This window comes from Streptomyces sp. A012304 (assembly GCF_026008495.1).
Lineage (GTDB): Bacteria > Actinomycetota > Actinomycetes > Streptomycetales > Streptomycetaceae > Streptomyces.
In genome coordinates, this window is record NZ_BQUN01000188.1 from 46,601 (window position 1) to 58,717 (window position 12,117).

General features: G+C 73.9%; 10 protein-coding genes. 7 read left to right on the top strand and 3 right to left on the bottom strand.

The features are described from left to right. Positions 1 to 102: 102 nt before the first annotated feature. The gene (locus ALMP_RS38185; RefSeq protein WP_375803604.1) at positions 103 to 2,802 is read right to left on the bottom strand and encodes an FG-GAP-like repeat-containing protein; all 2,700 of its coding nucleotides are present in this window, start codon (positions 2,800 to 2,802) and stop codon (positions 103 to 105) included. Positions 2,803 to 3,010: 208 nt separating this feature from the next. On the opposite strand from ALMP_RS38185, the gene ALMP_RS38190 reads away from it, so the two are divergent. The 7 genes from ALMP_RS38190 (at position 3,011) to leuE (ending at position 10,757) form a co-directional block, all read left to right on the top strand. Then, the gene (locus tag ALMP_RS38190; protein WP_264936574.1) at positions 3,011 to 3,442 is read left to right on the top strand and encodes a hypothetical protein; all 432 of its coding nucleotides are present in this window, start codon (positions 3,011 to 3,013) and stop codon (positions 3,440 to 3,442) included. Between the two features lie 307 nt (positions 3,443 to 3,749). Continuing rightward, complete coding sequence (locus ALMP_RS38195; protein ID WP_264936575.1) at positions 3,750 to 4,382, top strand: RNA polymerase sigma factor; 633 nt, start codon at positions 3,750 to 3,752, stop codon at positions 4,380 to 4,382. 141 nt (positions 4,383 to 4,523) lie between these two features. Next, positions 4,524 to 5,429, top strand: coding sequence for a hypothetical protein (locus tag ALMP_RS38200; RefSeq protein ID WP_264936576.1), 906 nt, complete (start codon positions 4,524 to 4,526; stop codon positions 5,427 to 5,429). Between the two features lie 485 nt (positions 5,430 to 5,914). Next, positions 5,915 to 6,574 carry an RNA polymerase sigma factor gene (locus ALMP_RS38205; protein WP_264936577.1) on the top strand — a complete coding sequence of 220 codons (660 nt, stop codon included), beginning with the start codon at positions 5,915 to 5,917 and terminating at the stop codon, positions 6,572 to 6,574. Next, positions 6,574 to 8,055: a hypothetical protein gene (locus ALMP_RS38210; RefSeq protein ID WP_264936578.1), complete on the top strand. Its 1,482-nt coding sequence runs from the start codon at positions 6,574 to 6,576 to the stop codon at positions 8,053 to 8,055. Before ALMP_RS38205 ends, ALMP_RS38210 begins: the two co-directional genes overlap by 1 nt. A gap of 416 nt (positions 8,056 to 8,471) precedes the next feature. Then, positions 8,472 to 10,052, top strand: coding sequence for a methylmalonyl-CoA mutase (locus ALMP_RS38215; RefSeq protein WP_264936579.1), 1,581 nt, complete (start codon positions 8,472 to 8,474; stop codon positions 10,050 to 10,052). A 57-nt stretch (positions 10,053 to 10,109) separates the two neighbouring features. Next, on the top strand, positions 10,110 to 10,757 hold the full coding sequence (gene leuE, locus ALMP_RS38220; protein WP_264936580.1) for a leucine efflux protein LeuE: 648 nt from the start codon (positions 10,110 to 10,112) through the stop codon (positions 10,755 to 10,757). Between the two features lie 98 nt (positions 10,758 to 10,855). Here the strand turns inward: leuE and ALMP_RS38225 are convergent, their stop codons facing one another. Next, positions 10,856 to 11,539, bottom strand: a complete 684-nt coding sequence (locus tag ALMP_RS38225; protein WP_264936581.1) for a class I SAM-dependent methyltransferase — start codon at positions 11,537 to 11,539, stop codon at positions 10,856 to 10,858. Positions 11,540 to 11,694: 155 nt separating this feature from the next. Then, positions 11,695 to 12,006: a hypothetical protein gene (locus ALMP_RS38230; RefSeq protein WP_264936582.1), complete on the bottom strand. Its 312-nt coding sequence runs from the start codon at positions 12,004 to 12,006 to the stop codon at positions 11,695 to 11,697. Between the last annotated feature and the right edge of the window lie 111 nt (positions 12,007 to 12,117).

Below are 12,117 nucleotides of genomic sequence, written 5' to 3' on the forward strand. Positions count from 1 at the left end.
CCGTCGCCTCACCGCCGGCGGGACGGTCCCCGGGCGGGGCGAACCGAAGGGCCCCCGCGCGTGGTGCCGCGCGGGGGCCCTGGTGTGCCGTGCGTCCGCCGGTTACGGCGTCAGCGTCTGGCCCAGCCGGGCCGCCGCCGGGGTGCCCAGCGCCGTCCGGGTCAGGGAGAGGGTCTGGGCGTAGCCGATGCCGGTGCTGCCGCTCGGGACGTACATCAGCAGGCCGTTGCCGGTGTCCTCGCCCTCCACGCCGAACGTCAGGTCGGCGCGGCCGTAGCCGGACAGGTCGGCCAGGGTCACCGCCGAGCCGAACTTGTCGCTGGTCTCGGTCGCGCCCGGGACTCCGGAGGTGTCCTGCGAGACCCGGACCGAGCCGGTGCCGGTCAGGCCGGTGGAGGTGCCCTTGAGGAGGTACCCGGCGCCCGCGTCGCCCCGGTTGGCGCCGTCGCGGGTCAGGTCCTCGCCGGGGGCGCCGACCAGGGCGTCGGGGTAGCCGTCGGCGTTGACGTCACCGACCGCGACCGAGGCGCCGAACAGGTCGCCGGGCTCGTCGGAGTCGGGCACGTACGCGGAGTCCTGGTGCAGCACCCGCATGCCGGTGGTGGTGAAGCCGGTGGCGGTGCCCAGCAGCATCGTGACCTGGCCGCCCGGCCTGGCACCGGACTCGGCGGCCACCGGCTGCCCGATGACGATGTCGTCGTAGCCGTTCGCATTGAGGTCGCCGGCGGCGATCGAGCGGCCACCCTTGACGGAGATCACGCCGGCCTTGACCAGACCCGTGCGGGAGCCGGCGAAGCGGACCACGCGGCCGACGCCGGTGGTGTCGCGGTAGTTGAGGGCGACGTCGGCGTAGCCGTCCCGGTTGAAGTCGCCGGTCGCCGCGTCCAGGTAGGCGAGGGCGCCGGTGGCGGCGGTGAGCGTGCCGTACTGGGTGGCGCCGCCGGTCAGCTTCACGTTCCAGTTGCCGCCCCGGCCGGTACCGGCCGCGAACACGTCGGCCTTGCCGTCGCCGTTGAAGTCTCCGACGGTGACGGCCGAGCCGAGCTTCGCGCCGGCCGCGGTGACACCCGTGGTGGCGTACGAGAAACCGGTGTTCAGGCCCGGGCCGTACAGCACGGTGACCGAGCCGCGGTCGGTGCCCGCGGTGTCGTCCTCGCCGGGCGCGCCGATCGCGAGGTCCGCGCGGCCGTCGCCGTTGACGTCGCCCCACGCCGTGGACGCGCCGAAGCCGTCACCCGACTCGGTGTCGCCGGGGACACCCGCGCTGTTCTGGGTGAGGGTGAGCCTGCGCGCGGCGGACGGGCCGTCGACGGTGCCGGGCACGACCGTCACCGAGTTGGCGCGCGGGGTGCCGGCGACCAGGTCCGTGAGGCCGTCCCGGTTGTAGTCGGAGGTGGGCAGGGCGTGCGAGATGCCCGGGGTCTTGGCGAGCGCCCTGATCAGGGACAGCTTGGGGTAGAGGTTCTTGCCGGGGCAGGCGGTGGCGTTGGTGTCGCGGTGCCCGAGCACCCGCGGCACCTCGATCGACGTGCCCTTCTCGACGAGGTTGCCGTCGACGCCCTTGGCGCTGCCGGAGGTCAGCGTGACCCGGCCGGTCGGGTCGATGCCGTACATCCCGAACTTCCACGCGACGATCCGGGCGATCGCGTCCAGACCGGCCCGGCTCGGGGTCGCGGTCTCGTAGTTGCCGAGGTAGGAGATGCCGACGGTGTTGGTGTTGAAGCCGATGTCGTGCGCGCCGATCACCGGCAGGTCGACGCCGCCGCTCCGGCCCTCGAAGATCTGGCCGCACTTGTCGACGACGAAGTTGTAGCCGATGTCGAAGTAGCCCTGGGCGATGTGCGCCTGCTGGATCGAGCGCAGCCGGGCCGCCGTCTGCGCGCAGGAGATCGTGTTGTCGCTGCTCACCCCGGTGTGGTGGATGACCGCGGCCTTGATCTCGGTGCTGTAGCTCGGAGTGCCGTTGTACTGCGTGGTGGCGCCCCACTGCGCCTGGGTGATGATCGGCGGCTTCACCACGGTGGAGGGTCGCGGAGCCGGGATCGTGGAGGTGGGTGAGGGGGACGGGGACGCCGTCGGGGAGCCGGTGCTCGTGGGGGAGGACGGATCCGTCGGTGAGGCGGAGTCGGTGGGCGTGGCGGTGCCGCCGGGGGAGGCCGTGTCCGTGGGGGAGGGGGAGTCGCTCGGGGAAGCGGTGTCCGTGGCGGTGGGGGTGCCCTCCGCGACGAAGGCGGCCGGTTCCAGGGCGGACGTGCCGGTGCCCTGCGGGTCGGTGCCCGGGTCGATCAGCCGGATGTCCATGCCGGCCGGCTGGCCGGGCGCCTCCTTGCCGTCGGCGGCGACGACACGGACCTGCACACCGTCCGCGTCACCGGTCCACAGCGACTCCGTGGCACCGCGCAGGCCCGCCCGCGCGCCCTCGGCGCCGTCGGCCTGGTTCGGCTCCGCGGGCAGCCGCTGCCAGTCGGACCAGGCCCCGCTGTCCAGGTCCCGGGTACGCACCTCGGGCGTGCCCTTGGCGCTGGCGCGCGGGTCGTCCCAGGTGACGACGACCGCGCTGAAACGTTCCGTCTCCCGCTGTTCCAGGCCCTTGCGGCCACCGCCGTGGTCCTTGAGCTTCAGCGTGTGCGTGACCGGCTTGCGGGCGGCGCTCTTGCCGCCGGCCTGCGCGCCGGGATCGGCGATGGCGTACGTGACGACACCCGCCCCGCTCACCACGACCGCCCCCAGGGTCAGCCAGGCTCTGCGCTTGATGCTCAGCGGTCTGTACGCGTGGGTCCTGCGAGGACTCAACTTCCCCACCTCTGGAAAACGAGCATGATCAGACCGCTCGTCGGACGCGGGCGGCACCCGTACAGCGCGCCGACCGGTGGGAGCGTCACCGCGGAGACGGCCGTGACGGGTGTGACAAGCGACACCTCATGGACCTGTGATGTTCGGCCCCCTCGATCCGCTGGGACAGCGGGGGCCGGACCAGGTCTCCCCGGGACGAGGCAAGGGGTGGGGACCCATGAGCAGGACGGACGCGCACACGCCGGACGCGAGAGGCATGCGCGCATGCGCCACGGCCTTCGTCGCACGGGCCACCGCCCGCCACCGGCTCCCCCTCGACTACTCGCCGGCCAGCCTGCGCGTCGTGGACTTCCTGGTGGACGGGGTCCGCAAGGGCGGTGCCGACCGGGAACACGTCCACGACACCCTCGTCGGCCTCGGCGCGTACGTCGGTGAGGTGCTCGTCCGCCGGGCGGGCGCGGTGTGGGTGGACCTCGACGCCGACCAGCGCTCCTGGTTCGGCCAGTCGGTCGGCGTGCGCATGCCGGACGGGCGGGTCTGGAACCCCCTCGGCAAGGTCGTCAACCGCTTCGAGGCGGGCGGCCCCGAGGACTCACTCCGGACCTTCTACCTGACCCTGCACGGCCGGGCCCGACGGGCGGCGGCGTGACGACGGGACCCGCGTGAGCGGCGCCGCGGCGGGGGTGGACGCGGGCGCGGCGGTGACCGAGGCCGAGGAGGCCGTCGGGTGCCGGGGCGAGGGCTGTGCGCCGGCCCGCTGTGACCCCTCGGTCGCGCCGGCCCGCTGTGACACCACTGTCGTGCCGGCCCACTGTGACCCCTCCGTCGCGTCGGCCCGCTGTGACACTTCTGTGAGGCCCGGCGCTGATGACCGTGGGGGCGCGGACGCGGCCGGATCGACTCCCCGGCGAGCACGCCACGCACCCGTCTCGAACTCCGTACGAACGAGGACAGTCTTGGGCCAGGGAGGGGAACCCCGGCGTGCGCACGCCTACGACGGGGAACTGGGTGCGGCCGTGGCACGGGCCCAGGACGGCGACGAGGAAGCGTTCGCCGTGGCGTACCGGATCGTGCAACCGGGGCTGCTCGGCTATCTGCGCGGCCTCGTCGGCGACGACGCCGAGGACGTCGCCTCCGACGCCTGGCTGGAGATCGCCCGTGACCTGGGGCGCTTCAAGGGGGACGGCGCCGGCTTCCGCGGCTGGACCGCGACCATCGCCCGGCACCGGGCGCTGGACCACCTGCGCAGGCTGCGGGTGCGGCCCCGGTCGGCGGTGCTGGAGCAGGACGTCCTGGAGCTGCCGGGCCCGCACAGCACCCACGATCAGGTCCTGGAGTCCCTCTCCACCGAGCGGGCCCTGGAACTGATCCGGGGCCTGCCGCGCGACCAGGCCGAGGCGGTGCTGCTGCGGGTGGTCGTCGGCCTGGACGGGCCCGCCGCGGCGCGCGTCCTCGGCAAACGCCCGGGCGCCGTCCGCACGGCCGCCCACCGGGGCCTCAAGCGCCTGGCCCGCCAACTGGGTGTCACGGGCGTGAACGGCGAGGGTGTGACGGAAGACGGCCCCCGGACGCTGGGGGAGTCGATATGAACGGTGCCGGTCGTGGTCCGTATGGACCCGTAGGGATCGGCGACGGGTGCGGCCCCGGCCGGTGGCCGCGTGTGGCATGCGCGCCGGTCGCTCCGGCGGTCGGCAGGACGGGACAGAGGCGGAACGGACATGGGTGAACGGATGAGCGACGACGGTGACCTCGGCCGTCGGCGTGCGCACCCTGGCGGCGGCCCCTCAGCACCGCACGGCACCGGTGACACCGCCGGGCTGGAGGCGCTGCTCGCGGACGCCCTGCGCACACGGGCACCCGTCGGCGCCCACGCTCACGCCGACGCCGACGAGGGCGAGCGCCGGGCCGTCGCCGCCTTCCGGGCGGCGCGCGACGCCGGCACGTACGCCGCCGCCCGCACCCGGCGCCGGGACGACTGGCGCCCACGCGGGCAGCGGCACACGGCACGACCCCTGAAGGCCACCCTCTCCGTGCTCGTCGCGAGCCTCACCCTCGGCGGTGTCGCGGTCGCCGCGATCGGTTCCGGCGGGTCGTCGACGGACGACGCCCAGGGCGGGGGCGGGCGCGCCGGGCAGTCGGCGAGCGCGTCGGAGAACCGCGCGGCCGACCCCTCCGCCACCCCGTCCCCCGGCGCCTCCGCGGACCGGGACCGCCCGGAGACCGCCCAGGACACCGAGGCGCAGTGCCGTGCCTATGAGCAGGTCGAGGGCCGGGGCAGGGCGATGGACTCGGCGGCCTGGGAGCGGCTGGTGACGGCCGCGGGCGGGGAGCGGAAAGTGGCCGCGTACTGCGCGGCGCACACCGCGCCGGCCTCGCCGTCCGCGACACCGGGCAACGGCCAGGGCGGCCAGAACGGCGGCGCCGCCGACAAGAACGGGAACAGCGAGAACAGCGAGAACGCCGAGAACAGCGAGAACGCCGAGAACGCCGAGAACGCCGACGGCGCCGGGAGCGGGACGGACGTCGGCAGCGGGACGGACGCCGGCAGCGGCGCGAATGCCGGGAGCGGCGACGGCGACGGGAGCGGCCGGCAGGCCGGGAAGACGACGCCGAAGGCCGACCCGAAGAACCAGTAGGACCGGCGCCGTCCCGGCCGCTTGCCGCAGCCGCGCGTCCCACCATCGGGTCGGCCCCCGCGAGCCGTCGCGCCAGTAGCTGACCTGCGGCGTTCAGGGTGAATGTCGATCGGCCCGGAAGCACCGGGCCGGCACCGACCGAGGGAACCCGGTCGTGAGACCCGGTTGAGGCGACGAGCGCGACGAGTGTCGGAGCGGTGGAGCCGAGGCAACGACCGGGGCCGCCACCCCCCACAGGAGAGGCCCCGGCCGTCGCGCGGCACGGGCCGCGCGGCGGCCCGTATTCCTTACAGCGCCGTGCGTGCCTTTTCTGTCACACCTCGGGGCCCGGAACCCCGTCACGAGTTAGTTGCATGTTGTACGGACATGGACGTCTGGCGGTTTCAGGTCGTAACGTGCCTTTCGCGCCGGACGGCGGAGCGGCTGGGGCGACGCGACCATCTGCGGTCGAGGACACCACCAACCATCAACCGAGGAACCACGACGTGGGGGACGACGCGGAGCTGACAGCCGCGGTGCTTGCGGCACAGGACGGGGACGAGACCGCTTTCCGGGCCGTGTACCGCGCGGTGCACCCGCGGCTGCTCGGGTACGTCCGGACGCTCGTCGGCGACCTCGACGCCGAGGACGTCACCTCCGAGGCCTGGTTGCAGATAGCCCGTGACCTGGAGCGGTTCGAAGGCGACGCCGACCGGTTCCGCGGCTGGGCCGCCCGGATCGCCCGCAATCGCGCACTGGACCACATCCGGATGCGCGGGCGCCGGCCCGCGACGGTCGGCGACGAGACCGAGCTGACCGGCCGGCCCGCCGAGTCCGACACCGCGGGCGAGGCCATCGAGGCGCTCGCCACCGGCCGCACCCTCGACCTCATCGCCCGGCTGCCGCAGGACCAGGCCGAGGCGGTCGTGCTGCGGGTCGTCGTGGGACTGGACGCCAAGACCGCCGCGGAGACCCTCGGGAAACGGCCCGGCGCCGTGCGGACGGCGGCCCACCGCGGTCTGAAGAAACTCGCCGAGCTGCTCGGCGAGGATCCGGAAACGGCCGGCGTGCTCGACGCACTGCCGCCCCAGCGAGGACCGCGCTCGCGCGCGGTGACGTCCGCCGGTGTGGCGCACGCGTGCGCGCGGACGCAGAAGGACATGTGATGGCCGACGATCGCTGTGTCTTCCCCGGGGACGGGGAGTCCCCCACGGGCCGTAACCCCCGTCGGTGGCTGGACCGCGAGACGGCGGAACGCCTGCTGAACGGCGAGTCCCCGGACAACGCTGTCGCCCCCGAGCACCGCACCGAGGCCGACCGCCTGGCCCGCACCCTGGCCGCCCTGGCGGCCCCCGCGCTCCCCCTGGACGAGGAACTCCCCGGCGAGGCGGCGGCCCTGGCGGCCTTCCGCAAGGCCCGGGCCGACGCCACCCCCACGACGACACCGGCCACCGCGCACGCCGAGAACTCCCCCGACCCGGCCCCCGCCCCCGCCACCGAGACGGCGGCCCTCGCCGTGTTCCGCGAGGCGCGTGGCTCGGAGCCGCCGGGTGTCGTCGGCAAGCCCGGGGGAGCGGGCGGTGGTGAGACCGCCGCGCTGGCGGCGTTCCGTGCCGCGCGTGGCTCGGGGGCGTCCGGTGTCGTCCGTGATGCGGAGGGGGCCGGCGGTGGTGAGGCCGCCGCGCTGGCCGCGTTCCGTGCCGCACGGGGCTCGGGCGCGTCGGCTGTCGTCCGTGATGCGGAACCGAACGGCGGTGGTGAGGCCGGAGCGGCGGCCGCGTTCCGTGCCGCTCGGGCCGCCGAGGCTTCCGGCCGACAGGTGGAGGACGCCGGGCTCGTCCGGATCGGCGGACGGGGTTCCCGGGCGCGTCGTTCCGGTTGGAGCAGGCCCGCCCGGCTGGGGACGGCTGCCGCGCTGGCCGTCGGGATGGTCGGCGGGGTGGCGGTCGCGGCCGGTACCGGTGTGCTGCCGACACCGTTCGACACCGCCGAGCCGGGACCCGCGGCCTCCGTCTCCGCCACCCCTACGCCCGGCCCGAACCGCCCGCTCGTGTCGCCCTCGCCCAAGGCGACGCCGGGCGCGGGCAAGGAAACGGGGGCTCCCGGCGCCGTAAGCGGTTCACCGGCCCCGGACGCGGACGGCACCGGCGACGACCCGGCCGCCCGGGACCGCGACCGCTCCTGGCCGAGCGGGATCCCCTCGGCCTGCCGGGACGTACGCGACGGCAAGGTCCTGGACGCCACCCGCCGCCGCACCCTGGAGGGCGCGGCCGGCGGCCCCGCGCGCGTGCCCGCGTACTGCGCCGGCGTCCTGGAGAACCCGACCGGCCAGGCCCCTCGCACCGACGACGGCCGGAAGGACGACACCCGGGGCGGCGCCCCGACCGGCGGCGTCGGCGGCACCGGCGGCGACAGGGGCGACGAGGACGGCAGGGAAGGGAACGACGGCAAGGGCGACAAGGGCGGTGGCGGGGGTTCCGGCAATTCCACCGGCTCCGGACGGCCCGGCGGCTCCACCGGGTCCACCGGGTCCGCCGGGTCATCCGGCTCCGGACGGCCCGGCGGCTCCACCGGCTCCGGCCAGGGCGACCGCGTCGACCACAGCTCCGCACTGCTGCCCGAGCGCTCCGCCCTCAGCCGCCTCTGACTCGCTGACCTGCGGTTTTATAAGTCGCTGAAAATTTCTTGGCAGCGGGTGTGACATTTTCGGCGGCTCGGGCGCAGTAAGTAGTGAGCCGACTGGTCATCGGCCCTCGCACAGAGCCGGGGTTCCCCCCGTACCTACGGCTCGTGCACCTGGCGCGGGCGGGACACGTTCCCCCGGTTCCGCCCGCGCCCCACACACCTCCCCCTCCCCCCCCCGGCGGACGTCGGCCCTGTCGCCGTTCCCCGCCCGGGCCGTGCACCCTTGTGACCAGCACCGCAATCACCCTGTGAGGAAGCTCCCAGCGTGCTCCCCTCCACTGGATGCACTCCCGCCGCTACAGTCCGTCGAAGGGTCGGACCGAACTGGCGGGTAACTGGCGAGTAACCCGAGAACTGCTCAGCGGGAGGCATCACACCATGGCGCGCGAGTCGGAGTCCGGACTGCCGATCGAACCGGTCTATGGACCGGGGCACCTGAACGAGTGGGACCCCGCCGAGAAGCTGGGCGAGCCGGGCAAGTACCCCTTCACCCGTGGCGTGTACCCGACGATGTACACGGGCCGCCCCTGGACCATGCGCCAGTACGCCGGTTTCGGCACGGCGGTGGAGTCCAACGCCCGCTACAAACAGCTCATCGCCAACGGCACGATGGGCCTGTCGGTCGCCTTCGACCTGCCCACCCAGATGGGCCACGACTCCGACGCCCCGATCGCGCACGGCGAGGTCGGCAAGGTCGGCGTGGCCATCGACTCGATCGACGACATGCGGGTGCTGTTCGGCGGCATCCCGCTGGACAAGGTGTCCACGTCGATGACCATCAACGCGCCGGCCGCGCTGCTGCTGCTCCTCTACCAACTGGTCGCGGAGGAGCAGGGCGTCAGCGCGGACAAGCTGACGGGCACGATCCAGAACGACGTGCTGAAGGAGTACATCGCGCGGGGCACATACATCTTCCCGCCGAAGCCCTCCCTGCGGCTGATCGCCGACATCTTCAAGTACTGCAAGGCCGAGATCCCGAAGTGGAACACGATCTCGATCTCCGGCTACCACATGGCGGAGGCCGGTGCCTCGCCCGCGCAGGAGATCGCGTTCACCCTCGCGGACGGCATCGAGTACGTCCGTACGGCGGTCGCGGCCGGCATGGACGTCGACGACTTCGCGCCCCGTCTGTCCTTCTTCTTCGTCGCCCGTACGACGATCCTGGAGGAGGTCGCCAAGTTCCGTGCCGCGCGCCGGATCTGGGCGCGGGTGATGCGGGAGGAGTTCGGGGCGAAGAATCCCAAGTCGCTGATGCTGCGCTTCCACACGCAGACGGCGGGCGTGCAGCTGACGGCCCAGCAGCCCGAGGTGAACCTGGTCCGGGTGGCCGTGCAGGGCCTCGCCGCGGTGCTGGGCGGCACGCAGTCGCTGCACACCAACTCCTTCGACGAGGCCATCGCCCTGCCCACCGACAAGTCCGCCCGGCTGGCCCTGCGCACCCAGCAGGTCCTCGCCTACGAGACGGACGTGACCGCGACCGTCGATCCGTTCGCCGGGTCGTACGTCATCGAGAAGATGACCGACGACGTCGAGGCGGCCACCGTCGAGCTGATGCGGAAGGTCGAGGACCTCGGCGGTGCGGTCGCGGCGATCGAGCACGGCTTCCAGAAGAACGAGATCGAGCGCAGCGCCTACCGCATCGCCCAGGAGACCGACTCCGGCGAGCGGGTCGTCGTCGGCGTCAACCGCTTCCAGCTCGACGAGGAGGAGCCGTACGAGCCGCTCCGCGTCGACCCGGCCATCGAGGCGCAGCAGGCCGAGCGTCTGGCCAAGCTGCGGGCGGAGCGCGACCAGTCGGCGGTCGACACGGCGCTGGCCGCCCTGCGGAAGGCGGCCGAGGGCGAGGACAACGTCCTCTACCCGATGAAGGACGCGCTGCGCGCCCGTGCGACGGTCGGTGAGGTGTGCAACGCGCTGCGCGGCGTGTGGGGGACGTATGTGCCGTCGGACGCGTTCTGAACTGCGCTGATCGGCTGACCGAGGGGAGTGTCGTACCCGCGTGCGACACTCCTTTCCATGTTCGGTGTCATCGACCTTCCCACCTATCTGGCGGGCCTCGTCCTGATCATCCTGCTGCCCGGGCCCAACTCGCTCTACGTGCTGTCCGTGGCCGCCCGGCGCGGCGTGCGGGCCGGGTACACCGCGGCGGCCGGGGTGTGGTGCGGGGACGCCGTGCTGATGACGCTCTCCGCAGCCGGTGTCGCCTCGCTGCTCCAGGCCAACGCGGTGCTGTTCGGGATCGTGAAGTACGCGGGCGCCGGGTATCTGACCTGGCTGGCGGTGGGGATGCTGCGGGCCGCGTGGGCGATGTGGCGGAGCCGGAGTGAGGAGACCGCCGACGGCGACGCCTCCGCCGCGACCGACGAGCGGCCCTTCCGCCGCGCGCTCGTCATCAGTCTCTTCAACCCCAAGGCGATCCTGTTCTTCGTCGCCTTCTTCGTGCAGTTCGTCGACCCGGGCTACGCCTACCCGGCGCTCTCCTTCGTGGTCCTCGGCGGACTCGCCCAGCTCGCCAGCGTCCTCTACCTCAGCGCTCTGATATTCGGCGGCACCAGACTGGCCGCGGCCTTCCGCCGCCGCAAGCGCCTCTCGGCAGGCGCGACCTCAGCGGCGGGCGCCCTGTTCCTCGGCTTCGCGGCCAAACTGTCCCTGGCCGGCGCGTAGCCACAGCCGCCACGGCGACCGCCCAGCGGTGGGTTGACCACGGCCCGAACCCGGTGACGACGGCCCGGCCGCGGTGACCACGGCCCCACGGCCCGGACTCAGCCGGGCCGGTGCGCCAGAAGGAAGGCCCGGGGCCGCTTCGCGCCCTCGTCGGGCTCCAGGACGACCCGCGCCCGCATCTCCAGCCCGGCCCGCACGAGCTGCCCGGCGACCGTCTCCGGATCGCGCCAGTGGTAGTCGAGGCAGATCTCCCGCCCGAACCGCTCCGTCAGCCGCTGCGTCTCGCCGTCCCCGGTCTGGAAGGCCAGCAGCAGATACCCGCCGGGCGCCAGCACCCGCCGGAACTCCGCGAGGACCACGGGGAGTCGGTCGTCCGGCACATGGATGACGGAGTACAGGGCGAGCAGGCCCCCGAGGGTCCGCTCCGGCAGGTCCAGCGACTCCATCGACCCGACGTGGAACCGCAGTTCGGGATGGGCCCGCCGGGCCAGCGCCACCATGCGCGGCGACACGTCGACCCCGAACACTGGTACACCCAGCGCATTCAGACGAGCCGTCACATGCCCCGGCCCGCACCCCACATCCGCGACCGGCTCCCCGCCCCGCGCCTTCACCAGCTCGGCGAACCCGGAGAGCAGCGCCGCCTCCAGGGGCCGCGTCCCCAGCCGGTCGGGGAACTCCCGGGCGTACTCCTCGGCGATCGCGTCGTACGAGGCCCGGACCTCCCGTACGAAGCCGAATTCCGCGTCCGTCGAGCCCGCGAGGGCGTTCGGTTCGCTCACGGACCCGGACTCTACCGGCGCGCCCCGACCACGGAACGGCGTTCACGCGGACCGACCCCGCCCCCCTGGGACCCCGCCGCGCGACCCCGCCCCCGGAACCCGCCGTCGCGAACCCACCCCGCGCCCCCCGCGATCCCACCCCACAGCCTCCGCCGTCACCCGGGCGGCTCATCCCGTCGGACCATCGGTGGACGCTCCGCCGCCGCCCGCGTCTCCTCCGCTTGGCCGAACCACCCGAAGAAACTCTCCTCGCCCGCCGCCTCACCCGCCGGGGCGGGCTCCTCCCTCCTCCGCCGCCACCACGAGAGAACCCACATCGCCACGGCGATCGCACAAGCCGTCAGGAACATCACGACCACCACGAGCACCACCAGCCCCGCCGCATGGCGGGCCAGGAACCCCGGGATCCGGTCCTCACCGCACGCGCACGCCCACACCGGCTCCGCCGGCTCCCACATCATCACCATGAGGGGACTCTGCCCGCCCCGCCCCCGCCCGCCGCCCGGCGTGGCGGAACCGCCGCGTGGAGGTGATGCTTCCGGGACCCGGACGGCAGCCCCCGGTACCCAGGGGACCGC

Coding starts and splice junctions, on each gene's coding strand:
- ALMP_RS38190 (WP_264936574.1), top strand. CDS start 3,011: ATGAGCAGGACGGACGCGCACACGCCGGACGCGAGAGGCATGCGCGCA.
- ALMP_RS38200 (WP_264936576.1), top strand. CDS start 4,524: ATGAGCGACGACGGTGACCTCGGCCGTCGGCGTGCGCACCCTGGCGGC.
- ALMP_RS38210 (WP_264936578.1), top strand. CDS start 6,574: ATGGCCGACGATCGCTGTGTCTTCCCCGGGGACGGGGAGTCCCCCACG.
- ALMP_RS38215 (WP_264936579.1), top strand. CDS start 8,472: ATGGCGCGCGAGTCGGAGTCCGGACTGCCGATCGAACCGGTCTATGGA.
- leuE (WP_264936580.1), top strand. CDS start 10,110: ATGTTCGGTGTCATCGACCTTCCCACCTATCTGGCGGGCCTCGTCCTG.
- ALMP_RS38230 (WP_264936582.1), bottom strand. CDS start 12,006: ATGGTGATGATGTGGGAGCCGGCGGAGCCGGTGTGGGCGTGCGCGTGC.